Genomic DNA, 25103 nt, shown 5'->3' on the forward strand with positions numbered 1-25103 from the left:
AGGGATGAAAGTTCGCAGTGATGTGTTACGGGTGTATCAGTCTATCCATATTTGGACTGGGATCATCGCCGGAATCGTATTGTTTATCGGCTTTTATGCTGGTTCGCTCACTATGTTTAAGGGGGCGATTGACGCTTGGTCAATGCCGCCTTCTGTGACTTTACCGCAAGTCTCAAGCGATAGGCTCGATGATTTAGTGTCGCAGGCGTTAGCGCGGAACGATAAGGCGAAAAACGGCTTTAGTTTGCGCTTGAATGATGAGTATCAGTCGCCGATGACCTGGTATCAGCAGGGCTCGGAGCGTGAACTCAGCATGAGTAATCAGCTTTGGCATGCCAGCCTCGACGAGCAGGGGCAATTAGTCACCCAACTCAGCACGCCAAGCGAGTTGGCCGAGCTGATTGACCAATTACACCGTACTGCGGGGATTGCCGGTGAGGTCGGCCACGATCAGGCGGGTGTTTATGTGCTGGGTGTTGCCGCCTTCCTATACTTCTTGGCACTTGTTTCTGGGGTGATCTTCTTATTGCCCACCTTAACCAAAAGCTTTTTTGCCCTGCGTAAAGATAAGGGCGAGAGCCGTTTCTGGCTCGATGCCCATAACTTAGTCGGCATCACCAGCCTGCCATTTCACTTAGTGATCAGTCTGAGCGTGATAGTGTTTGCCTTCCATGATCAGCTTTATGATGGGCTTAAGCATATGGTTTATGGTGAAAAACCATTATTTGCCCAGCCAGCGCCCGACAGAACGCCTTACACCATAGCCGATTTACCTAAGATTACAACCGTTCTAGCAAAGGTGCAGGAGTTGGCGCCCGAGTATCAAGTGCATGAAATGACCTTTATGAACTTGAATAATCCCCGTGCGACCTTGCGTTTAGGCTTATATAACCCCAATGGTTTTATGCGTGGGCCAGTCACCGACTACTTATACATGCACCCTTATAGTCTTAAAGTGTCGAATAGCACGATTGATGAGAGTGAAAATGGCATTTGGGCCAGATCGGTCGCGGTATTCTTTGGGCTGCACTTTGGCAGTTATGGGGGCGATCTCGGGCGTTGGGTATATTTCTTCTTAGGCTTGAGCGGCGCCTTCTTATTTTATAGTGGTAATTTGCTGTGGTTGGAAAAGCGACGCAAAAAACAGGCGAGTGAGCAGACCCGTGCCAGTCGGTTAATGGCGAGCGCCACCGTGGGGATTTGCTTGGGTTCGGTTGCTGCTCTGGCGGTGAGCATGTTGCTGGGCAAGTGGTTTTACGTGCATGTGAGTAATATTAATCACCTCTACCTGTGGCTGTATTATCTGGTGTTCGCTGCTTTAGTGGTTTATGCCTTCTGGCGCGGCGCGGCGAGGGCGGCACTGTTGATTTTACCCCTGTGCGCCTTAGCAACTTTGGCCATGCCTATTACTTCTGTGATTGGGCTGTTAGTGCCAAGTTTAGGCTTATGGGCGCCCCATTCTGCGGCAACGCTTGGAGTCGATCTAGTGGCGCTCGGCTTTAGCTGTGTGTTCTATTATGGATATCGACTCACGCGCCAGCGCGTGTTCAATGGTCCGCAGGACAGTGTCTGGGCGATTCCTAGCGCAGAGCCTGTAGCAGCGTTAACGCAACAAACTTCCTAACAAAATGGGCGCCCTTATCGGCGCCCATTTTTATTCACTCGGTCAACCAGTACTATGCTTTTGCCGTCGGTAAGCGGGGTTTGCTCCGTAGCAGTAAGTGCGCGCCAAGATAACCAAAGGTTAGCACAAAGCTTGCGGCTAAGTAGAGTAGCAAGCCATGTTCGATATGATTAAAGCGACTGGCGGCAACCGGGCCGATAACCGAACCGACGGAATAACTGAGCAACATAATCTGGGTTGCAGACACAATTTGACTGCTGGGCAGATGATCGCAGGCCAGACTGATGGCGATAGGGTAGAGGGCAAAGGCGCAGGCGCCCAGCAACACAAAGCCTAGCCAGAGTCCAACAAGGGATTTTTGCGTCAGTAAGAAGAGTGCCGCCGCGCCAATTAAGCAGAAGGCGGCCATTAAGGCACTCTTCTGGAAGCGTGGAGATAAATAGCTCACCAAGGGCTGAACTATCATGCCGCCCATAATGATTAACGCCATAAATTGCCCCGTCTGCTGGGCAAATCCCATGTCCTGCGACACATACACTGGCAATAGGCCGTAAATGGGGCCGAGCAATAATCCCGAGACTAAACAACCGACCACGGCGGGTTTACTCAGGTTTTTAAGATCTGACAGGGCAATCGAGTGTTGCTCGCTCGATTGCGGCTGACCACGCTTGACTAATAACGCGGGCAAGCTGGCGGCGGCCAGTAAACCTATCACCACTAAATAGGGGAGGTTGCCCGTGGTACCTAAATAATCGACCGCGAGTTGTCCTATCGCCGTGCCGCCGTAGAGGGCGGTCATATAAAGTCCTAAGCGTTTGGCCCGCTGTTTTTGGGTATCGGCCATTAGCAACCAAGATTCGACAACCACAAAAATCCCCGCCACGGCGAGGCCAGCGACCAAACGGGCGGCTAACCAAACGCTGCTCTGTGGTAGCAAAACCATCACCACAACGCTGCACAATAAGACATTCAAAAACAGAATAAAGGCTTTACTGTGGCCGATGCGCGCCACTATGGGGGCGATACAAGGTGCGCCCAGTAATAAGCCTAGGTAGAAAATACTCGCCAGCCATGGTGCGAGATCGAGACTGAGCTCAAAGTAACTGAGGGAGAGCGGGATCAAACTCATCAAATAGCCCGAGGCGAGGGCAAATAGGCTTAAGCCTGCTACAGGCACAAATAGCCCAGGCTTTTGAGTCGATTGAGTTAATGCACTATTTTCCACAAGCGGTACCAAAATGGATAAATCATTAGCGGGAGGTGAGATTACGGGCGCGACTTTAGGCCGAATTTTGTGCAGGGTAAAGTGAGTTAGATTGACTGAGATGGTGAATAATATTTGTGTTTATTATTCATAGAGATAATGAGCTGCAAATGTTACAGACTTGCGATTTTGTTGTGCATTTTTTCGGCGTTGAATGAACGGTTATTAAACATGTTGGGTAATTATACTTGAGTGCTGTTAAACATCACTACACGATTTCTCCCCGCCAGTTTTGCCTGATACAGCGCCTTATCCGCGCGGCGTAGCAGGGATTCTGGCGCCTCGTCCAATGGGCTCATCGCGGTAAAGCCGATACTGACACTGACGCTGAGTTGTACATCATCATACTCCATGGAGGCCTTGGCAATGGCTTCCCTGATATCGTTAAAAAACTGCAGGGCATCATACCCAGTTTGCTCGAGGAAGATTATCGCAAATTCCTCACCGCCGATCCGAAAGAATTTTCCTGGACTCGTCATCAGGGTTTCGGTAATCGCGACAATCCGCTGTAACACATAGTCCCCTGCGGTATGGCCAAATTGGTCATTGAGCATCTTAAAATGATCTATGTCCATCAAAGCAAAGTAAAAGGCTTGTCCCTGTTCATGGAACACCGCGATGGCTTGTTGGATTTTTTGGGTAAACACCCGTCGATTGGCCGCGCCTGTTAAATGATCCGTTGAGGCAAGGTATTCGAGTTCTTTCAGTTGCAGACGCAGGCTGATGTTCAGGCTAATCCAATTGGCTAAGCACTGTAACTCTAAGGCGTGTAAATCGGTGTAATAGTTGGATTGCTGATGGGCGACATTAAGTGTGCCCAAACAAATATCTCCATAGAGGAGTGGCGCGTTCATGCAAGTATTCATGCCGCTCTGGGCAAGCATGATGCAGTCCAGATCTGCGGATGTCGTCAGATCATCGCAAATCAGTACTGTCTTGTTAGTGAATACGCGACCAACAAAAGTGTTAGCAATCGGGACTCTAAAGTCGAGTGGAATAGCCTTATCGCCACTGATGGAATAGATTTTTAGGTAGTCGGCATCGTCCTTTAAGGTGATGCTGACTCGTTGTGCATCAAAGAGTTGATAGATCCATTGGGAAACCGTATCGAGCACTTCTTGGAGTGAGGTCGCCACGGTAAGCGCCTGCACAAAGTCCACGGGGAAGCTAATCTGATGTTCCTTGGCACTATCAGATAAACCCAAGGGGTTAAAATATCTGTCCATCGCTATCCCCTCCCTTAAACGCCTTTGGTCATTTAAAGCAACATTTTAAATGCCTAAATAAGGTTCTAGCTGCAATATAGAGTGAGTTTGCACGCTCTGCAATCTTTGTTGGTTTTAGGTTAAAGAATCTCTTGCTTGCATTCAAGCTGACACAACTGGGTAGCGTCATTCGAAGGGCGTGATAGTTTGAAAATTGGCGTCATCTCGGGACTCTGACGGTTGTTGTTCGGTGAGCCGTTAAATTGAGAGGTTGTTTAAATGTGAATAAATTGGAAAATATGCGGCGATTGTCTTTTGCGGAATTTTTAGTAGTAAAAGTGTAAATGATTTAGATATTTTGGTTTTAACTGCTGTTTTTAAGATTAAATTCAGCCTTTATCACTTGGTTAAAAACTAAAGTTTGACGCGTGTCACAGTTTTAAACATTTATTCAATTACAGCTTTGGCATACTTTTGCGGTATTTTTGTGCGTTTGAAAATTTTGTACATAAGTTCAGATCAAAAACAGGTGATTTTTATCTCGAAAATGGCATTTTTGCGCCTTTTGTCAGCAGTGTTTGTGGTTGCTTAGTGGCAAAAGTACAAAATAAACTGCTTTGCCAAGTGTGACCTATGCCCTAAATTTGCCTAAAAAAATAATGGTATGAAGGTTGTCACCATGTCCTTAGAGCAATCAACGTCGGTTCCCCCCAATCATTCGCCCGCGAATGCCGGGCTTGAAAAGAAAAAAATGCTGATCTTAGTGGCGGATATTCTGCTGCTATTCGCGCTGTATTACGGTTTACCCTTTGACCAAGGTGTCAATACAGGGCTGGCTATCTTAGTGTTCGCCGCCATCTTGTGGTTAAGCGAAGCGATTCACATCAGTATCACGGCGATTTTAGTGCCGATTTTGGCGGTATTCTTTGGAGTGTTTGAAACCAAAGAAGCCATGAGTAACTTTGCCAACCCGATTATCTATCTGTTTTTCGGTGGCTTTGTATTAGCTGCGGCGCTGCACCATCAAAAGATCGATACCCTGATAGCGCAAAAATTATTACTGGCCTCCAAGGGTAAACTCAGTATTGCCTGTTTAATGCTGTTTGGCGTGACGGCGTTGCTGTCTATGTGGATCAGTAACACAGCAACCACGGCGATGATGTTGCCACTCGCGCTGGGGATTTTGCAGCAGCTCGATCGCAAGATGTACCACAGCACTTATGTGTTCTTGCTGCTTGGGATTGCCTATTCCGCCAACATTGGTGGCATTGGTACCTTAGTCGGCAGCCCGCCAAACGCGATTGCCGCGGCGCAGGTCGGCCTAAGCTTTAGCGACTGGCTGAAGTTTGGTATTCCTACGGTGATCTTGATGTTGCCTATGATGCTTTTGGCACTCTACTGGTACTTTAAGCCGGATCTATCTGCGCAATGTAAGTTGGATGTTGAAGAACAAAAACTGACTTTCCAAGGCAAACTCACCTTAGTTATCTTCCTCGCGACGGTTTGTTGCTGGATTTTCAGTGTGCCGCTGGCCAAAGCGCTCGGTGGGATCACGCAATTTGATACCATAGTTGCCCTTGGTACTGTGGTGTTGCTGGCGGGACTCGGGCTTGTAGGCTGGAAGAAGATCGAATCGACCACAGATTGGGGCGTATTGATCCTGTTCGGTGGTGGTTTAACCTTGAGTGCCGTGCTCAAAAGTACCGGTACCAGCGTGTTCCTCGCGCACTGGATGACGGATATTTTTGGTAGCACCCATATGTCGCTGTTTGTGTTCGCGGTAATCGCCTTTGTGGTGATGCTGACCGAGTTTGCTAGTAATACCGCAAGCGCGGCGCTGTTAGTGCCGGTATTTGCGGCGATTGCCGAAGCATTAGGGGTATCGCCAGTGATGCTCTCAGTGCTGATTGGTATTGCGGCTTCCTGCGCCTTTATGTTGCCTGTGGCGACGCCGCCTAACGCCATTGTTTACGGCTCTGGCCATATTAAGCAATCGGAAATGGTGCGAGTGGGTATGATAGTTAACTTCCTCAGCATGATAGTGCTGGGCATTATTGCCCACACCTTCTGGGAAGTGTAAACGCGCCTGATTCATCCAAAAAATACCCAGCTAGGCTGGGTATTTTTATGGGCGCAACTATAGATTCTAACAATAACTCTGCAGCCATTGGTCGAGCGCCGACTTGGGTAAGGCGCCCGCTTGCTGGGCGATAACATGCCCCTGTTTGAATATCATCAGCGTAGGGATAGAGCGGATCCCAAATTGCGCCGCCAACGCCTGTTGCTCCTCGGTATTAATCTTGCCGAAGCGAAATTGTGGTTCCCATGCTTTGGCTGCCGCCGAAAAGGTGGGCGCAAAGCTTTTGCAGGGGCCGCACCAGCTCGCCCAAAAATCAACAACAATTGGCAACTCTGACTTGTGAGCATGATTGATAAAATTGGCGCTCGTGAGCTCAATGGGCGCCGCCGCAAACAGATTCTGTTTACATTTGCCGCAGGTAGGCTGCTCGGTTAACCGCTCTTGGGGCACGCGGTTTAAGGTGTCACAGTGGGGGCAGGCGATAATCATGGAATGGCTCCTTAGCTCAATGCATGCTGTAGATATGGGGACGCCGTGGCAAATTTAAAGGGAGGTAAAGGCGTATCGAAACCTGCACCACAAAATGGGGGAGCTGCACCGACAAGCTCGGCTGGCGATGTTAGAATAGACACTTTGATGGATCACTTGTATGTAAGTGAAGACGAAGAGATTAATTAAATGACTGAATTAGAAGTTGTCGATCTGGTTATCGGCGAAGGAAAAGAGGCCGTAAAAGGCGCGTTGATCACCACTCAATACCGCGGTTTTTTACAGGACGGCACTCAGTTTGATTCCTCCTATGACCGTGGTCAGGCATTTCAATGCGTGATTGGCACTGGCCGAGTGATTAAAGGTTGGGATCAAGGACTGATGGGCATGAAGGTTGGCGGAAAACGTAAGTTATTCGTCCCTGCGCATTTAGCCTACGGCGAGCGCCAAATTGGTGCCCATATCAAGCCAAATTCTGACCTCACCTTTGAGATTGAATTGCTTGAAGTGATCACCCGCGATTAAGCGTCAGCTTGATGGGGTCAGCATCTGGCTGACTCCTTTGTGTGGCTTGCCTGCTCCCCTTTAGCTTTATCCTTTTTACTATGTCCCTTCGGCTTTAACTGTTTTACACTGGACGAAAATCCTCCAACCTAACAACAGAGACTTTTCGTGGTAGCGGATTCTGCAGCACAAATAAAGCAACTTCAGGCCGAAATCGCCGAGCTTAAACGTGAAAATGCGCGGTTAACGGCGCTCAATAATCGCGCCGAAGAAAAACTCTTTGCCGCCCTCGATGGCAATGGCTTGTGTTTGTGGGAGCAGCATGTTCCCAGTGGCAATCTCACCCTGTTCAATGTGAAGTGGGGCGAGCTGCTCGGCTTTAGCCGCGAGGAGCTTCGCGCCCATGTCGACAGCTGGAAAAGCAAACTTCATCCAGAGGATAAAGAGTGGGTAATCAAAGCCTTTGAAGATCATGTGAATGGCAAGGCCGATTATTATCAGGTCGTACATCGCATGCTGCACAAAGATGGCAGCATCACTTGGGTGTCGGATCGTGGCCGCATTGTTGAGCGTCTACCCGATGGCACGCCGCTGCGGATGATGGGCAGCCATATCGATATCACTCAAGAAAAGCGCTATGAGCTGGATTTAGCTCGGTTAGCCCATAGCGACCCTCTCACCAACTTGATGAACCGCCAAGCCATCACCACGGCCTTCGATGAGTTATTGCAACCCGGCCAGCGTGGGGCGTTATTCTTTATCGATCTTGATGGTTTTAAAGCCTTAAATGATCACCATGGCCACAAGTTTGGCGATAACTTATTGGTGCATGTGGCGCATTCATTAGTGGAGCATTCGGGCGCACAGGCGAAGATCGCGCGGCTCGGCGGGGACGAGTTTGTGATTGTCCTGCCCACTTCAGATATCGAAGTCTTAGGCATGCTCGCGCAATCCTTGTTGGATGTTTATCGACAACGTTTCTTACTCGATGGTTGCGAGGTGGCGATTAGCCTGAGTATTGGTATCGATATTTTTGAGTATGGTGATCGTTTTGCTCAAAGCTGCGATCGCGCCGATGCCGCTATGTATCGTATTAAACACCAAGGGAAAAACGGCTACAGCTTCTCTCGGGATGAGAGCGCTATTGACCGTTAATCGGCGGCAGATGCGCCTAGCTTGCGCGTTTTTATAAAGTGATATTTCACAGCTGACAGCCCCACACCTCAACGGCGGCATCGTGTGTGTTCGGCGGGCCAATCCAATGACTCATAGCTTGGCACTGCGTCTCCCCCAAAGCCTGAGTGAAGCACAGCTCAAAATCCCCAGCCTCGGGTGTGCGCCCTAAGTGTAATCTCGGCAGCACGGGCAACTTAGGTTGATAATGCCAACTGCCATTGCTAAACACAGCGTCATCGGGGATTTCCATTCCCGCGCCCGTGCCTTTGACTCTGGCCTCAGTGAGTTGTAATCCTTGAGTGGTGACTTGATAGTCTTCTTCCCAGCGGATTTTTTCTATGCTGTGGTTCCACGCCAGGGTGAACTGCTCTGTGGGCACTTGCGCCCACAGAGTGCCCGCTAGGCCTAAACATAGACCTAGCATCTTAATGCCTTACTTTTGCATACACTCAAAACCTTACCCCTGCTCGGCAAGACGTTTCAGTTTGCGTGCTCTTAGGCTGTGCTGCACGATAAAGAGTAGCGCCAGACCAAAGCCGATTTCATCACTGAGTGGTGTGGCAAGGATTAAACTGGCTCCGGCGAGGAAGCCGATAACCCGTTCCCACCAATAGAGTTTTTGCAGTAAGAAACCGGTGAAGATCACGCCCCAGATACCAATACCTACGGTGGCTTTTAACATCACAAAGCCGATGGCAAGCCAGCTATCACTTTGTAGCATAAGCGCCGGATCGTAAACCGCCATAAAGGGGATCACAAAGCCAGCGATAGCGATGCGAATCGCCCATAGACTGATCTTCAGCCCCGATTCTTTTGCGATTGGCGCGGCGGCAAAGCAGGCCAAGGCGACGGGAGGCGTGAGGTCGGCCATAATCCCGAAGTAAAACACAAACATATGGGAGACGATCAGCGGCACACCTAAGTCCAGCAGGGCGGGGGCGGCGATCGAGCTGGTAATAATATAGTTAGGGATACTTGGGATACCCATGCCCAACACCATGCAGGTGAGCATAGTTAACACCAACGAGAGGAAGAGGTTATCTTGACCCACGGCGAGGATGTAACTGGCGAAGGTTGAGGCAATCCCCGTTAGCGAGACGATACCGATAATCACCCCAACCAGAGCGCAGGCAATCCCCACGGGCACCGCATGGCGAGCACCATCGACTAAAGCGTGCAGGCAGATGGTCAGGGTATCTTTGCCCCCTTTGATAAACCAGCAGACAGCGACGAGTAAGGCGATGACCCCGAAGACGACGGCGATTCCCATCTGGAAGAAGCCGGCACACAACACCCCAAGGGCAATCCAAAAGGCAAAGCGCATCGCATTAGAAGGTAGGCGCAGCACAATCGCAGAGCCTAAGATCACAATCGAAGTCAGCGCTAAACCGACCATGCCGGAGAAGAGCGGCGTACGTCCCGAAAACAGCAAGTAAATCAAAATAAACAGTGGGATCAGCAGATACCAGCGCTCCTTCACTGCCGCCCAAGGATCGGGGCATTGATCCTTAGGCAAACCGCAGAGATTGGCGCGTTTGGCTTCCAGATGCACCATCCAGAACACTGAGCTGAAATACAATAACGCGGGGATTAACGCCGCTTTAGCGATTTCAATAAACGGCACGTTAATAGTTTCGGCCATGATAAAGGCCACCGCGCCCATGATGGGCGGCATAATTTGGCTGCCCATACTGGAAGTGGCTTCTACACCGCCAGCAAAGGCGGGGCGGTAGCCGAAGCGCTTCATCAAGGGGATGGTAAATTGCCCCGTGGTCACCACGTTGGCAACGCCCGAGCCCGTAATTGTGCCCATCATCGCCGAAGATACCACGGCCACTTTCGCCGGGCCGCCGAGTTTATGGCCGAATAATCCCATCGCAAAATCGGTAAACAGACGGATCATCCCCGCCTGCTCTAAAAAGGCACCAAAGAGAATAAATAGGAAGATATAGGTAGCCGACACATAGGTTGGTGTGCCGTAGAGCCCTTCGGTACCGAAGGATAACTGATTGATAATTTGGTCCACGCCGTAGCCACGGTGCATTAAGTCACCGGGGAGATATTGGCCGAATAAGCCGTAGGCCAAGAAAATACAGCAGATAATCGGCAGTGCCCAGCCCATCACCCGCCGCGCGGCTTCAAACACTAAGACAATCAGCACCACGCCAATCACCATATCGGCATCGGTAAGTTCACCGGAGCGCTGGATCAAATCGGCCTCAAAAAACCATTGATAGGCGGCCGTTGCCATGCCCGCAAGGCCAAGCACCCAGGCTAAGGGTTGCCAAGGGCGAGACTTGCCCACCGCCGGATAACTTAAAAATACGATTAACAGTAAAAAGCCAACGTGGGTTGCCCGCAAAACTTGGGTCGATACGGGATGAAAGGCGGCGGTAATGATTTGAAAAATAGAGAAAAGTAGCGCGGTATAAAACAGCGCCTTGGGCCAGTCACTGGTCTTGGCGCCTAGTCCTTGTTCGGAATAGCTCATATTTATGCCTCACAGCATTAGACTACAGAGGGCGACGCAGCACTTGAGTGACGCTATCACTCAAGTGCTTAGGTCAAAAACGGGTCGCACAGATTGAGGTTACACCCTTAGAGTGCGCCAACTTCTTTGAAATAACGCTCAGCACCTGGGTGCAGTGGCGCAGGCAGGTTTTTGGTTGCCTTGTCTAATTGAATGGCTTTCGCCGCTGAGTGGGCGTTGCCGAGGCGGTCTAAATGCTCAAACATCAGTTTAGTCATCTGATAGGCTAAATCGTCAGACACACCGGCTTGAGTCACAAAGAGGTTTTGAATCGCAACCGTAGAGACATCAGCGGTTTGGCCTTCGTAGGTGGCTGCTGGGATCACACCATGTTGATAGGCTGGGTTATTGATTTTGCCGATCACATCTTCGGGGATTTCCACAAAGTTGATTGGCATAGTCGCGGCTAAATCGCGGATAGCTGCCATACCTAAGCCCGAAGATTGTAAGGTCGCATCTAACTGACGGTTTTTAATCAGCTCGACCGATTCGGCATAGGGTAAAAATTCCACTTTGCCCATGTCTTCGTAGCTTAAACCCGCGGCTTTAAAAATGGCGCGGGCGTTGAGTTCAGTACCTGACTTCGGTGCACCGACAGAAATACGTTTACCTTTCAAATCCGCTAAGGTTTTGATGCCAGATTCCTTATTGGCCACAATTTGAATGTAGTTAGGGTAAGCGGCTGCGAGTACGCGCACCTTATCTAATGGCTTTTTAAAGCCTGCATCGGCATCGCCTTGATAGGCAGCAGCCACAGAATCGCCTAAGGCTAAGGCCAATTCACCACGGCCCGCTTGCAGCAAGTTGAGGTTTTCAACCGAGGCTTTAGTGGCCTGCACAGAGGTTTTGGCGCCTTCAATGCCTGAGCCATAGAGCTGCGACAGTGCCACACCAATGGGGTAATACACGCCACTGGTGCCGCCAGTTAAGATATTGATAAAGGCAGGTGCGGCCGCCATTGAGGCTGCGCTGAGTGAGAGCGTTAATGCTGCGCCAACGGCGATAAAACGTTTGTTGATTTTCATGCTGAAATATCCTTATTTTTTATTGTGTTATATAGGGTAAGGTAAATCGAACTGTTTGATTGCTACTTTAGTATCACTACTTATATACCCAAATCTGCTCAAAATACAGGCTTTGTCACGAGTTTATATGCAGTCTAAATCGTGATTTATTAGGCGAATAACCAATATTCCAATAGGGCTAGCGAGCGTCGGGTGCTCTGATGGCTAAAATGGAATAAGCTGATAAATCGGTAACTTAGCTGCGATTGTGGTTCTGGGTGATCTAGGTAAATAAAACCTTAGCAAAAGACTCAAGCAATGTGCATGTTGCTTTAGTCTAGGTGACATTTTCAGTTAAGGGCTTAGGCTAATTAAATCATCACCTTATTGATAACTTAATCTGTGTTGTTTGCGGGATAAATAACCAAAAACCGAGAGTGAGCCAATAAAAAGGGCTAACCGCAGTTAACCCTTAATTGTCGATATTGGAGGCGCACCCTAAAGTGCCACAATATTATTTAACGTTATCGAGGAGACCTTTAGACGCGTTTTTGGCGTGTTTTGCGGCACGTTTTTCCTTCATCGTCATTAACGGCTTTTTCTTGGCCTCTTTGCGATTTTTTTGCTCTTTACTCATAGTTAACTCCATGTACTTTCAGTGGTTGTTCATCAGGCTAATCATGTAAGCCATTTGCGTAAAACCCGTTCCATGATGTCCTGATTAAAGCGAAACGATTAAACTCGAATTACACCATTTTTAAATCACAACTATTTAAAACTATTGGTAAATTACTTGAATTTATTTGCCTCTCTGAGCGGTACTTGCAAAATAATCTTATCACCTAAATCCTAACTAAGATCCACTCACTACTTAGAATAATTCACGCTAATGGTAGTGCCAATGTGTATATAAAATATGCGGTTTGGCGCACGGTTTTAGCCCAGCGCCATTACCTGCGGGTCGACTTGCCGAGTATGCCGCCGAGTAGTCCGCGCAATATTTGTTTACCGAGTTGATTACCCACGGTTCGCGCCGCTTGTTTGGAGAGTGTCTCGGCCAATCCTTGGCGGCGTTTATTGCCAAAGATCAGTTCACTAAACCAGCCTTGCTCCGCCTCTTGGGTGGCGGGCGTATTCGCGGTTTTGGTGCTAGCGGCGCCATTGGCCGCTTCGGCGTGCCGTTGATTGAGCCGCTCGTAGGCGGACTCTCGGTTGATTAAAGTGTCGTACTTGCCGCCAATGGGACTCTTGGCACGAATGGCGTTTAACTCCTCCGCACTTGCGGGCCCCATGCGACAGCGGGGCGGTGCAATCAGGGCGCGTTCCACCATAGTAGGCACACCTTTCTCGGCGAGTGTCGAGACTAAAGCTTCGCCCACGGCGAGTTGTGAAATCACCTCGCTGACCACCAATTTAGGGTTGGGCACAAAGGTCTCCGCCGCAGTTTTAACGGCTTTTTGATCCCTTGGGGTATACGCCCTGAGGGCATGCTGAATCCGATTACCGAGCTGACCTAAGATTTCATTGGGAATATCGTCAGGAAACTGCGAGCAAAAATACACTCCGACGCCCTTGGAGCGGATAAGCCGCATAATCTGCTCTATGCGTTTAAGCAAACTTGCTGGGCAGCCTTCAAACAATAAGTGTGCCTCATCGATAAAGAAGACTAACTTGGGTTTATCGAGATCGCCGACTTCGGGTAGGTTTTCAAACAGTTCTGATAGCAGCCAGAGTAAGAAACTGGAATAGAGGTTAGGGGTCAGGATTAACTTATTAGCGGCTAACAGATTGATAATGCCGCGCCCTTGTAAGTTAGTGCGCATCAAGTCTTCGAGTTGTAGCGCAGGTTCGCCGAAAAAGTCTTTGCCGCCATCGCGCTCTAAGCCGAGGACCGAGCGTTGAATGGCGGCGAGGGACTGGGCGCTGATCAGCCCATACTTGGCGGAGATATCTTTGCGCTCATCGGCGACTAAGTTCAGCATGGCGCGAAGATCGTCGAGATCCAGTAACAATAAACCTTGGTCGTCAGCCAGTTGAAACACTATGTCTAAAATACTGCTTTGGGTGTCATTGAGTTCGAGAATGCGCCCGAGCAGGGTCGGCCCCATCTCGCTCACGGTTGTGCGTAAGGGGTGCCCTTGCTCTCCTGCCAAATCCCAGAAAACCACAGGATTAGCCTCGGTTTGATATTCCTCAATCCCGATTTCGGCGGCTCGCTGGAAGAGTTTGTCGTTTGGTGTGCCCGCGACGCCAAGCCCAGAGATATCACCTTTAATGTCGGTGATAAATACCGGCACACCTTGGCGGGAGAAGCCTTCGGCGAGGGTCATCAGCGAAACGGTTTTCCCCGTCCCAGTAGCGCCTGCGATCAGTCCGTGGCGGTTGGCATATTTAAGATTTAAGTGAACCTGTTGCTCACCTTTACCTAAGAGTTGAGTATTCAAGCGCAGTCCTTGTCTTAATTAGCCCCGTGATGAACCAATGGGGCGTCGGTCATGGGTGGATAAAAAAACATCACTCAGTGTTTGCCTTTCGTGGATCTGTGTCAATATCGTTGAGCACATAATCGATACAGCTCAAGTAAAGCTTGCCAATGTTAGCTTGGTTAAGTGTAGCTATTTTGTTGAGGAGCCGAAGATGAAAACCCCTTTGATTATGTTAGTCTTGTCCGCATCACTGTTGACCTCTGCCTGTGCCGAGTTAGCCTGTTCTGCCCGGACGGATGTCGACCCCTATGAACCCATGCTAGATAAACAGCGCTGCGTGGCCGAGGCGGATAAACAGTTAGCAGCCCACGAGAAAGCCAAAAAGGCTGCAGAGGACCAACAGCTTAAAGAAGCTGTCGACAAAGCGATTCAACAACGTCAATAGAAAAGGATTGGTATGAAGGGAGCGGGAGGAACACAGGGCGGTATTGGCCAATTTTTTATTGGGCTTGCCATGATGTGTGCAGGATTTTATCTGCTATTCAATGCGATACAGGTAAGTTCCAGTTTTGGACTGGGCTATGGACTCTACCGTATGAATGCCTTTGGGCAGGGATTCTCGATCACCACAGGTATGGTGATGTTGCCGTTTATCCTCGGGATAGTGATGGTGTTTTTTGATGCCAAGACTAAGCTCGGTTGGCTGCTTACCTTAGGCTCCTTAGTCGCCTTAATTGTCGGCGTAATAAGCTCGATTCAGTTTCACTTTAGGGCCATGTCGGCCTTCGATTTGATCGTGATTTTAGTGTTAGCCTTTGGTGGGCTAGGGCTGTTTTTGCGCTCGTTAAAAGCGGCGCCCACCGAGCAGAATGATCCCAAATAACGGCTACACTGAAATCTAGCTCCCATACCCATAGCCTAGGAAATCCAATGCGTTGGCGTGACAGTGACCGCAGCTCCAATATCGAAGACAGACGTGACCAACAGATGGCGTCCGCGGGCGTGCCCAGCGCGCTCCTGCTGCGCTTGCTGCCTTTTTTACTTCGCACCAAAATCGGCCGAGTGATATTGCTGCTAGGCGGATTGTATTTTGCGTTTCAATATTTTACCGGCGGATTGTCCCTAGACCCGAGCCATCAAGCGGGGTTCAGCCAATCACAATCGGCCAGCAATACAGCCGCTCAAGATGAAAATGCCCAGTTTGTGGCGGCGATCCTCGGCACCACCGAAACCGTCTGGAATCAATTGTTGCAGGGGCGATATGTCGAGCCCAAACTGGTGCTCTATCGCAATATGACCTCAACGGGATGCGGTATGGGACAGGCGCAATCAGGGCCTTTCTATTGCCCCGCTGATAGCAAAGTTTATATCGACTTGAGTTTTCTCGAGGAGCTGAAAAAACTTGGGGCGCCGGGGGATTTCGCCTTCGCCTATGTGATTGCCCATGAGGTGGGTCACCATGTGCAGAACCTACTCGGGACCAGCACTAAAGTCCGTCAGGCGCAGCAAGCCGCTGGCAAGGCGCAGGCCAATCAACTGAGTGTTGCCCTCGAATTGCAAGCCGACTGTTATGCTGGCGTGTGGGGACATTATGTCGACAGGCAGCTCAATTTGCTCGAAGCCGGAGATGTTGAAGAAGGCATCGCTGCTGCGAGTGCCGTGGGGGACGATCGCTTGCAAAAAATGGCTGGCCGAGCCGTACAACCCGAAGCCTTTACCCATGGCAGTTCGGCTGACAGGGTAAAATGGTTTAAGACGGGTTTTGCCTCAGGCAAGCTTGCCAGCTGCAATACCTTTAACCACAACTCGTGATAACACAGCCTTAGCGTGGGATTGAAACATGGCATTTGAAGATAGGTTTCGGCTCAGTAGCCATGGGGTGATCACTAACGATTCGGGCCAAGTGTTACTTCTTAAGGCTAATTACGGCAATTGTGCCTGGGGGTTACCCGGCGGCGCTTTAGAGCCCGGCGAAACGATTCACGAAGCCCTGCTGCGTGAATGCCAAGAGGAACTGGGGCTGGCGGTGAACGTCCACTACCTGAGCGGCGTGTATTATCACAGCGCCTATCAATCCCAAGCCTTTATCTTTCGTTGTGAGTTTGCATCTGCCGATGCGGTAATTCGCTTAAGTCATGAACACTCAGAGTTTGCCTTTCATGATATCGACACCCTTAGCGCGGTTCAGCAGCAAAGAGTTAAAGATTGTCTTAATTTCAACGGGATTGTTGTGAGTGCAAAGTTTTAAGGCTTTGCCAGTAAGCATGGGTGGTTGCTTTTAAAAGCAAAGTCAAAGTCGTGGGGCTTCACCCCACACCCGACCAAGAGGGGATCAACAGCAATTCCCTCTTGGATCTCCCTTGCCGCCCCTAACGGAGTTGAAAGCCCCTTGGGCATTAAGCGCCCTTATGCTATCGCGTCAGACGCTCGTCCCTGATTCGACTGACGCTATCTCGGCATCCATGCCTCGCTCACGCAACGACCGCAAATGCCCTGCGGCAACGCCGAGGGGATGGTGTATTACTGTGATTGTTGAGTTGTCTGTTGACCACTAAAAGCATCGAAGGTTTATGGATGTCCTGTTTCACCCTTTGTCTGTATATAAATACAGTATTTCAAGCGTTTACACTCTGTCATAGATATCAGAATATCTTTTGTTATCTATTTGTAATTTGGTATTTCTCGTGTAGAGTGGATAATAAGGTACAAGGTTTTTTGACAGAAACGTGTCTAAATCGCTTGTATTTTAGTCAGGGAAATGGATAATGTCGCGGCCTTAGAAGTTGGTCTGTTTACGCTACGTAACAGGCCTTTTGTGTCTAAGCTGCTATAATAAATACGGAGTAATTATTATGAAGGGGGGATCTGCTATGCTAATCGCCACCATCATGTCAGCCTTTGCTTCAACTCCTACTGTTGAAGCTAGCATGCTTGCATCAAAGCAACACACCGTTTGTAATCGCCATTGTGAAGACGTGACTAGCGCAACTTCTGTGCTGAGTTCCATAGAAAGTCGCAGGGAAGAGCTTGCGTGTATCCTTAAAAGTTTCAGAGAACATCATTACAATCTTTGTAATGATATTGAAACCGTTGACCATAGTCAGTATGAACAACTAAAAAATCTTGAACTATTCTCACGTGGAATGAGTGAGTTTATGAAGGGAGTTTTAGTGAATGAAGCTGATTCTATCAAAGAAGAACATGGTGATGAAGTGTATGAATCATTCAGACATTTAGTTGCCATACATGGTCAGGTGCGTAAAAACATCAGTAATATTGTTGCCTTTTATAAAGATAAAATGGGTGAAGTAGAAACTATTAATAATTCTGCTTTTGAACCAACTGAACAGTTTATTACTGCCGCTTATCAAGTTAGCGAAAACTTGTACCCAACACATTAACACCATTCATAGGGACGTGTAGTGGCTGCAACAGTAACATTTGAAGACAATTTAGAAAGCCAGCTTGCAGCCAAGGGGTTCAAGCTGACTCAACTAAAGGAAGATCTAGAGCTTTACTTTAATTCAGAAAAGACTAAACGCGTTGCTTATCTTGGAAAAGATGCACCATACCGTGATCCTAGTCATGTTCAAGATTCTGAAATACACCATATTCATATATTTGTTAAGGGTATTTCTTGTCCAGACACTTGGAATGCAGCAAAGACAAGTAATTCTTATATTGTGTATACATTCGGTTATTTTGATGAAGATGCAATACGTGTAATAGATTTCCTTAGTGAAAAAGCACATGAACGAAGTCGTGCAAATAATTATAGTCTGATTATCAAATATAAAGTCGTCGCTGATAACTTCAGAACAAAATTTTAAACCCGCACTTTGCGGGTTTTTGTTTATATAATCCTGCCAATTAAAAACTGTTCCATCATGAATATAAGCCGCTCAAGCTAACGAGCCATCCATCATTAAATTTACACGGTGAATGCTTGTAAAAAAGGGTTCAGATTACTGTTGGGGTTGGCAAGATTAAGCACTGTCATGAAAGTGACCGTTGACGGCATGGTCGCTCTTTCACATCCATGTGATCGCGACATTCGTAAATCCTTTTACATCAGATGCCGTCGTCGAGCCTATAGGGACATATTCACGGCGTGTCACTGGAATGAAAGTGCTTAATCATTATTGAAGGTAATAAATTGAAATTAAATCAGCCCATATATGGCTCGATTTCAAGCAGTTCGATAGCTAATTGCGGTTTTCGCTAGACTTCATAGTTTTTAGAATAAAAAAATGCCGGACTACGGAAGAACATAGCCCGGCAAAGGGAAGATAGCGTTAGCTATAGGGCGGCTGGGGTTAGCTCGACTAACCAAAGCGATTGGTTATTGCTGGTATCGGTTAAACTCACTAAGGCGCGTTGATTGCCTTGGCAAGATTTGCCTAACAAGGGGCTGATGGTCATCGTCTGACTGCCACTAAAGGCAAAGTGCAGTGTGCCAGCGGTCGTCATATAAAAATCGCTGTTCACTTGGGCATTGCTGGTGACTTCGTTCAGGCTGATTTCGCCAATCACATCCCCCATATCATTCTCGGATACATTCTGCACCAGCATGCTGTAACGTGCGCCGCATTGGCCATTGGCGAACTCAGTGGTGCAGCGGTTTTGTGTATCTGTGGCAAAGGTTAAGTCGAATTGCAGCAGGCGATTGACTGTGGCGTCGTAGCTAAAGCCTTCGATATCCCGTACCGAGGTGATGCGTCCAAGGCTGGTACCTGCGGCGGAAGAAGGCTTATCGACTAACTCAGTCACAAAACTGCCGACCTTATCTAAGGTGAAAGTACCGCCGTCTGGGCCATTTTCAGTGGCCATCATCTCGCCCCATTGGCTGATGCTGATGGACGAAAACTGATGGGCGTCGGCTGACTGTGCATCATAGAGGCCATTAGGGCCGTCGGACTCGACACTGGCGGTAAACTTATAGCCACTACTATCTTTGACGTAATGACCAAACTCCCCCGATTGCGCTTGGGGGGATTGTCCCTCATAGCTGTCGGAATTGGCGGTATGCACAATCGCATAGGCTTGATTGGGCAGGAAAGTCACAAAGCTGTCGTTATCGGTTTCGGGATCGTACACATGCCAGGTGCCGATTAACGCATCGCTAGCATCTTCAATACGCATGAGTGTGATGCTTGACGAACCATTGTCGGTGAGGCTCAGTGTGAGGGTGTTGAGGCTTACCATCGCCTTGTTAACGACGCTGCTTTCATCGTACAGGCCGCCGGAACCATCGGATTGAGCGATGAGACTCACACTGAAACTACCTGTCACGCTATCCCAAGTGTAATTTCCGTATTCGACCGAGGCTGCGCCCTGATCGCCATCACCCGCATGCTCGTGGATCAATATATAACGGCTATGGTCGATAAAGGTCAGTATGTTGCTTTGACCTTCTCCCTCCGACAGCAGCCAGCTACCTAGCAGCAGATTACGGTTGGAAGTATCGAAATGGTTAAGGGCCTGGGCTTCGCTGATCAGACTCAAACCCGAGCCGAGGTTGGCAAAGGCAGTGTTGAGTTGGCTATCAAAATCGGCGCTGCTGATATCGAGCACAGTATTGGCGAGCAGCTCGTGGTGTGAGGTCTTGATTTGAATGCCATTTTCGACATCACAGTCCTGATCTAAGGTTTGCAGCAATTGCAGGATATTTACCTTTGTGACCTCATTGCCCGCTGCAACTTCGGTGGGTGTGACGAGTGGCGCGGCAACTGTACTGGGAAATTGAATCGCGCCGACCGAAAAGGTGACTTGTTCCCCCTGTAAGTATTGAAACTCGCCAATATCGCTGGTGGTGCCATCGGTCTGGCTGTCGGTTTGATAGTGGATCCCGGCGACTGGGCTGTCCCTAAAGATCCCAGTTAATTCGGCATTGGCATTGGTTTCACAGGTGACGAGGGCGGTTTCGGCATTGCTTTGGCTTAAGGTGCCGCTGCCATTGGCGACGGTACAGGTTTGCGCCGTTGGCTGCGTATTAACGGTAATGGCAAAGCTAACGCCTTCATTCTGCATATTTGAAAATGCAAAGGCCTTATCTGTGCCATCACTTTGAACGGAAAGGGTTTCTACTGTCTGGCCATTGGTTTGTAGGGTGAGTTTTAGGGTGTTGGTCAGCCCTTTTACGGTTCCCTTAATGGCAAACTGCTGGGGTTCGATGGGGCTAGGGTCCTCATCGTCATCATCACTCCCGCCACAGGCGCCGAGCGTGAGACCTAAGAGAATGGGAACAGTGAGTCGATAGATTGGCTTCATTATGTAAATTCCTTTTAGGCTACTGAGCAAATATCAGCAACGATTCGCTATCCCATGGCGGGATGGTCGTCAGTTATCGTTTGGGGCATGAGCGCAAGCAATATGCAGAAGGGATCAGTGGCTGAACCCTGAACAAGATATAAATCCTCGGGAGGGATTTTGTCTTTGAAACTTATTGAATGTTTTTGAAAGTGAATACTATCAATAGATTGCAGCGGGATTTACGCTGCTTGAGAACAGTTTTACTCCGACCTTTCATCGGCATAACGGATAAGCGGCATCAAGTGTTGATATAAGTCTTCGGCTTCGACGGCAATATCCTGCGCGCCATGTTCCTGGGCTTTTTGTCTTAGCGCCTCGGAGGGCATGATGGTATAGAGGTAAATGGGCGTGTTGATGCCGCGCTCGCGGATTGCCTGCATGAGTTTTAGGCCCGCGAGGGGATCCGAGCCCCGGCCCATATCGGTAATAATGGCATCGTAGCTATATAAACTCAGCAGTGTGAGTGCATCGCTGCTGGTTTTGGTGGTGTAAACCCCAATCTTTTTTTGCTCTAAAAATTGGCGCTCGGCCTGATTATTTTCAGGGTGATCATCGACCCACAATATGCGTGCTTTTACGTTTTGCGGCTCGGCCAACACTAATGGGCCGCTGCGTTCGATTTGGTTATAAAAGAGTAGGGCAAGCACTGCGCTCGACAAGATACCAATCAAGACTAATCCTGGCAGGGTGAAATAGGGCTTTTTTTGCGCGGGTTGAAGTGTATTCGAGTTGGCTGCGCTGGTGGCGTTATCTGTTATTGCGAGTGAGTGGTCTTGAGCGGTAAAACTATTGGCAACGGCATCGGAGCGAATAATGGCGGCGATATCGGGGGAGAGCCGATACCCTCGGCCATGCAAGGTTTGAATGATGGGCACCTTAAGGCCCGCTGACTCGAATAGTTTACGGGTATCCGAGATTAATCTTGCGACCGACCAACTGCTCACCACGGTATTGGGCCAGATGTGTTCGAGCAAGCAGGCCTGATCGCAATGGGCGGGATAGGCGTCGATTAGCTGTGCGAGTAACAGGATAACGCGTTCGTCGCAGTGAAGCCTTTGGTTATTGCAGAACAAGGTTCGGTTCTGGGTATCCAACACAAAAGCGTTAAAACAATAATGCATTCAGGTCCCTTGGCATCGAGTCATACTTTAGTTGTTAATAAATTGTATCAATCAATTCAAGCCAAACTTGGCCCTCGAGTCAAATGAATTGTCTGTGATTGAGCTCAAACTCGTGGCATGCCTTGGGCGCTTCTTCTGTTATACTGCCCCCTCGATTTTTTGGAGGCGAGAATGGACGTATCTTCTTTACTAGACGGCCTGAATGATAAACAGCGCGAGGCTGTCGCGGCACCGCAATCCAGCATGTTAGTGCTTGCGGGCGCAGGCAGTGGCAAAACGCGAGTATTAACCCACCGTATCGCGTGGTTAATGCAGGTCGAACAGCAGAGCCCTTACTCAATTTTAGCCGTGACGTTTACCAATAAAGCCGCAGCCGAGATGCGTGAGCGGGTGGAGAAGGTCGCTGGCACCAATATGGGGCGGATGTGGATTGGTACCTTCCACGGGTTAGCGCATCGTCTGTTACGCACTCACTTCCAAGATGCGGGACTACCGCAAAGCTTCCAAATTCTCGATTCGGACGATCAGGTGCGCTTGCTGAAACGCATCCTTAAAAGTTTGAATCTGGATGAAAAACAATATCCTCCCCGTCAGGCGCAGGCCTATATCAATGGCAAGAAAGACCAAGGATTACGGCCCAAGCATATCGATGCGGGTGGTTTTCCGATTGAGCAAAACCTGCTGAAGATTTATCAGGTTTATCAAGAGTCTTGCGACCGCGCGGGCTTAGTCGACTTTGCCGAAATCCTGCTGCGTGCCCACGAGCTGTGGCTCAATAAACCGCATCTGCTGGCGCATTATCAGGAGCGTTTTAAGCATATTCTGGTGGACGAGTTCCAGGATACCAACGCCATCCAATATGCGTGGATCCGTGTGTTGGCCGGCCAAACTGCCAACGTGATGATAGTGGGTGACGACGACCAATCCATTTATGGTTGGCGCGGCGCTCAGGTTGAAAACCTGCACCGTTTCCTGCGGGATTTCCCGACGGCTACTACGATTCGCCTCGAGCAAAATTATCGCTCCAAGGGCAATATTTTGAAGGCGTCGAACGCCCTTATCGCCAATAACCCCGAGCGTTTAGGTAAAGAGTTGTGGACCGACGAAGCAGATGGTGAGCCGATTTCCCTCTACTGCGCCTTTAACGAAATGGACGAGGCGCGCTTTATTGTCGGCCGTATCAATGATTGGTACGAAAAAGGCGGCAATTTAAGTGACTGCGCGATTTTATATCGCTCAAACGCTCAGTCGCGTGTGCTCGAAGAAGCCTTATTACACAAAGGTTTAGCCTATCGTATTTACGGTGGCCTGCGCTTCTTCGAACGCCAAGAGATTAAAGATGCTATGGGCTATATGCGTCTAATCAGCAATAAAAATGACGATGCCGCCTTCGAGCGCGTGGTTAATACGCCGCCCCGTGGCATTGGCGATCGCACCTTAGATATTCTGCGTTCGACCGCCCGTCAGCAGGAACTCACCCTGTGGCAGGCTTGTTTACGTTTGCTGGATGAAAAGGTGCTCGCAGGCCGCGCCGCCTCTGCGGTACGTGGCTTTATGGATCTTATCGTCACCCTGCAGGAAGAAACTCAGGATATGGCGCTGTACCGGATGACGGACACAGTGATCCAAGCCTCGGGGCTTAAGGCCATGTACGAGGCTGAAAAAGGCGAAAAGGCCCACGCCCGTATCGAAAACTTAGAGGAGCTCGTTACCGCGGCGCGCACCTTCGAAATGCCAGAGGAGCTTGAGGATATGGGCGAGCTTAACGCCTTCCTATCCCACGCTGCCTTAGAGGCGGGCGAAGGTCAGGCCGATGCCTTTACCGATGCCGTACAGTTGATGACACTGCACTCGGCCAAGGGGCTGGAGTTTACCATGGTGTTTATGGCGGGCGTCGAGGAGGGGATTTTCCCGAGTAAGATGGCGCTCGAAGAGGGCGACAGACTCGATGAGGAACGCCGCCTCTGTTACGTGGGCATGACCCGAGCGATGGAAAAACTCTATATCACCTATGCTGAATCCCGCCGTATTTATGGCCGCGAAGATTATGCCCGTCCATCGCGCTTTATTAAGGAAATTCCGCCGCAATATGTGGACGAAATTCGCTTAAAGGCGCAGGTGTCAACGCCGATGGCGAATAATCGCTTCAGTGCGCAAAAGTCGGCGGTCGCCAACGATACTGGCTTTAGCGTCGGCCAAAGAGTGCATCATCCAAAATTTGGTGACGGCAAAGTGACTAACTTTGAGGGCAGTGGCGCGCAGGCGCGAGTGCAGGTGAATTTTAGTGATTTTGGCAGTAAGTGGCTGGTGGTCGCCTACGCGCGTTTAGAGGCGCGTTGATTGACGCCAATGTCATGATTTTGTGACAGCTTGAGTCTGCACAAATTCGCTTAAAAGGTGGCTAGGGTATATGATGCTTAGCCTAGCAACCGAGATAAAAAATTAGGTTTGGGAGTAGCTAGTTAATGAATCTAAAGCAGAAGTGGGACGTGTATTCCCGCCTGACTCGACTCGACCGTCCTATCGGCACCTTGTTATTGCTCTGGCCCTGTTTAATGGCGCTGGTGTTAGCTGCGGGTGGAATGCCCGATATTAAAGTGTTGATTATCTTTATTATCGGTGTGGTGATCATGCGCGCCTGTGGCTGCATTATTAACGACTATGCCGACCGCGACCTCGATTCCCACGTTGAACGCACTAAATCCCGTCCCCTCGCCAGTGGCGAAATCAGCACCAAAGAAGCGCTATTGCTGTTTGTGATCTTAGGTCTGGCCGCTTTTGGTTTAGTCTTACTGCTCAATGGGTTAGTGGTTAAGCTCTCTGTTGTCGGCATTATCCTCACCATTATCTACCCCTTTACTAAGCGGGTAACGAACATGCCGCAGATGTTTTTGGGCGTGGTGTGGAGCTGGTCGATTCCCATGGCTTATGCGGCGCAAACCGGTGAAGTGCCCATTGAAGCTTGGTGGTTATTTGCCGCCAATTGGTTCTGGACTGTGGCCTACGACACTATGTACGCCATGGTCGATAGGGATGATGATTTAAAAGTCGGTATCAAATCGACCGCCATTCTGTTTGGCCAATACGACCGTCAAATCATTGGGTTATTTCAATTTGCCGCGCTGCTGTGTTTTATCGCCGCGGGTTGGAGTGCCGACCGTGGCCTGCTCTATGGTCTAGGATTACTGACCTTTGTTGGTTTTAGCACTTACCAACAGATGTTGATTTTTGGCCGCGAAAGAGCTCCTTGCTTTAAAGCCTTCCTCAACAATAACTGGGCGGGATTAGCACTGTTTGTTGGTTTAGGCGCCGATTACCTGTTTTAAGTTTTCCTCTCCGCTTATATGAGTGCTATCAGGCGTGTCGCC

Annotated in this window: 22 protein-coding genes; 12 read left to right on the plus strand and 10 right to left on the minus strand. The window is 49.3% G+C overall.

The window, feature by feature from the left end:
• Positions 1-4: 4 nt before the first annotated feature.
• Positions 5-1624, plus strand: coding sequence for a PepSY-associated TM helix domain-containing protein (locus N7386_RS02370; protein ID WP_279766931.1), 1620 nt, complete (start codon positions 5-7; stop codon positions 1622-1624).
• A gap of 52 nt (positions 1625-1676) precedes the next feature.
• On the opposite strand, the gene N7386_RS02375 is transcribed toward N7386_RS02370, so the two are convergent.
• Both N7386_RS02375 and N7386_RS02380 read right to left on the minus strand, forming a co-directional pair.
• On the minus strand, positions 1677-2849 hold the full coding sequence (locus N7386_RS02375) for an MFS transporter (RefSeq protein ID WP_279766932.1): 1173 nt from the start codon (positions 2847-2849) through the stop codon (positions 1677-1679).
• A gap of 221 nt (positions 2850-3070) precedes the next feature.
• A complete protein-coding gene (locus N7386_RS02380; protein ID WP_279766933.1) occupies positions 3071-4114 on the minus strand; it encodes a sensor domain-containing diguanylate cyclase in 1044 nt (347 codons plus the stop codon).
• 658 nt (positions 4115-4772) lie between these two features.
• Here N7386_RS02380 and N7386_RS02385 point away from each other — a divergent pair.
• Positions 4773-6173 carry a DASS family sodium-coupled anion symporter gene (locus tag N7386_RS02385; protein ID WP_086903808.1) on the plus strand — a complete coding sequence of 467 codons (1401 nt, stop codon included), beginning with the start codon at positions 4773-4775 and terminating at the stop codon, positions 6171-6173.
• A 66-nt stretch (positions 6174-6239) separates the two neighbouring features.
• On the opposite strand, the gene trxC is transcribed toward N7386_RS02385, so the two are convergent.
• A complete protein-coding gene (gene trxC / locus N7386_RS02390; protein WP_086903809.1) occupies positions 6240-6662 on the minus strand; it encodes a thioredoxin TrxC in 423 nt (140 codons plus the stop codon).
• 189 nt (positions 6663-6851) lie between these two features.
• On the opposite strand from trxC, the gene N7386_RS02395 reads away from it, so the two are divergent.
• Together N7386_RS02395 and N7386_RS02400 are read left to right on the plus strand one after the other, a co-directional pair.
• A complete protein-coding gene (locus tag N7386_RS02395) occupies positions 6852-7187 on the plus strand; it encodes an FKBP-type peptidyl-prolyl cis-trans isomerase (protein WP_279766934.1) in 336 nt (111 codons plus the stop codon).
• A 147-nt stretch (positions 7188-7334) separates the two neighbouring features.
• Entirely contained in the window at positions 7335-8321 is a 987-nt protein-coding gene (locus tag N7386_RS02400) for a sensor domain-containing diguanylate cyclase (protein WP_086903810.1), read from the plus strand.
• 46 nt (positions 8322-8367) lie between these two features.
• Here N7386_RS02400 and N7386_RS02405 read toward each other — a convergent pair whose 3' ends face one another.
• The 5 genes from N7386_RS02405 to N7386_RS02425 all read right to left on the minus strand — a co-directional run bounded on the left by N7386_RS02405 (position 8368) and on the right by N7386_RS02425 (position 14320).
• Positions 8368-8766, minus strand: coding sequence for a DUF1850 domain-containing protein (locus tag N7386_RS02405; RefSeq protein ID WP_086903811.1), 399 nt, complete (start codon positions 8764-8766; stop codon positions 8368-8370).
• Positions 8767-8799: 33 nt separating this feature from the next.
• A complete protein-coding gene (locus N7386_RS02410; RefSeq protein ID WP_086903812.1) occupies positions 8800-10833 on the minus strand; it encodes a TRAP transporter permease in 2034 nt (677 codons plus the stop codon).
• 107 nt (positions 10834-10940) lie between these two features.
• Complete coding sequence (locus tag N7386_RS02415) at positions 10941-11897, minus strand: TAXI family TRAP transporter solute-binding subunit (RefSeq protein WP_011627359.1); 957 nt, start codon at positions 11895-11897, stop codon at positions 10941-10943.
• A gap of 493 nt (positions 11898-12390) precedes the next feature.
• Complete coding sequence (locus N7386_RS02420; RefSeq protein ID WP_039978852.1) at positions 12391-12513, minus strand: hypothetical protein; 123 nt, start codon at positions 12511-12513, stop codon at positions 12391-12393.
• A gap of 313 nt (positions 12514-12826) precedes the next feature.
• Positions 12827-14320, minus strand: coding sequence for a helicase HerA-like domain-containing protein (locus N7386_RS02425; protein WP_279766936.1), 1494 nt, complete (start codon positions 14318-14320; stop codon positions 12827-12829).
• Positions 14321-14513: 193 nt separating this feature from the next.
• Between N7386_RS02425 and N7386_RS02430 the strand changes: the two genes are divergently transcribed.
• The 6 genes from N7386_RS02430 to N7386_RS02455 all read left to right on the plus strand — a co-directional run bounded on the left by N7386_RS02430 (position 14514) and on the right by N7386_RS02455 (position 18132).
• A complete protein-coding gene (locus tag N7386_RS02430) occupies positions 14514-14747 on the plus strand; it encodes a hypothetical protein (RefSeq protein ID WP_011621266.1) in 234 nt (77 codons plus the stop codon).
• 12 nt (positions 14748-14759) lie between these two features.
• Complete coding sequence (locus N7386_RS02435) at positions 14760-15185, plus strand: hypothetical protein (RefSeq protein ID WP_011621267.1); 426 nt, start codon at positions 14760-14762, stop codon at positions 15183-15185.
• 47 nt (positions 15186-15232) lie between these two features.
• Positions 15233-16114, plus strand: coding sequence for a zinc metallopeptidase (locus N7386_RS02440; protein ID WP_279766937.1), 882 nt, complete (start codon positions 15233-15235; stop codon positions 16112-16114).
• 28 nt (positions 16115-16142) lie between these two features.
• The gene (locus tag N7386_RS02445; protein ID WP_279766938.1) at positions 16143-16550 is read left to right on the plus strand and encodes an NUDIX domain-containing protein; all 408 of its coding nucleotides are present in this window, start codon (positions 16143-16145) and stop codon (positions 16548-16550) included.
• A gap of 622 nt (positions 16551-17172) precedes the next feature.
• A complete protein-coding gene (locus N7386_RS02450) occupies positions 17173-17703 on the plus strand; it encodes a hypothetical protein (RefSeq protein ID WP_279766939.1) in 531 nt (176 codons plus the stop codon).
• Between the two features lie 21 nt (positions 17704-17724).
• A complete protein-coding gene (locus N7386_RS02455) occupies positions 17725-18132 on the plus strand; it encodes a type II toxin-antitoxin system YafO family toxin (RefSeq protein ID WP_279766940.1) in 408 nt (135 codons plus the stop codon).
• A gap of 469 nt (positions 18133-18601) precedes the next feature.
• On the opposite strand, the gene N7386_RS02460 is transcribed toward N7386_RS02455, so the two are convergent.
• A complete protein-coding gene (locus N7386_RS02460) occupies positions 18602-20572 on the minus strand; it encodes a hypothetical protein (RefSeq protein ID WP_279766941.1) in 1971 nt (656 codons plus the stop codon).
• 242 nt (positions 20573-20814) lie between these two features.
• Positions 20815-21735: a response regulator gene (locus tag N7386_RS02465; protein WP_279766942.1), complete on the minus strand. Its 921-nt coding sequence runs from the start codon at positions 21733-21735 to the stop codon at positions 20815-20817.
• 171 nt (positions 21736-21906) lie between these two features.
• On the opposite strand from N7386_RS02465, the gene uvrD reads away from it, so the two are divergent.
• On the plus strand, positions 21907-24075 hold the full coding sequence (gene uvrD, locus N7386_RS02470; RefSeq protein ID WP_011715677.1) for a DNA helicase II: 2169 nt from the start codon (positions 21907-21909) through the stop codon (positions 24073-24075).
• 125 nt (positions 24076-24200) lie between these two features.
• Complete coding sequence (gene ubiA, locus N7386_RS02475) at positions 24201-25061, plus strand: 4-hydroxybenzoate octaprenyltransferase (protein ID WP_086903820.1); 861 nt, start codon at positions 24201-24203, stop codon at positions 25059-25061.
• Positions 25062-25103 lie beyond the last annotated feature (42 nt).

This window comes from Shewanella sp. GD04112 (assembly GCF_029835735.1).
In the GTDB taxonomy this organism is placed as follows: domain Bacteria; phylum Pseudomonadota; class Gammaproteobacteria; order Enterobacterales; family Shewanellaceae; genus Shewanella.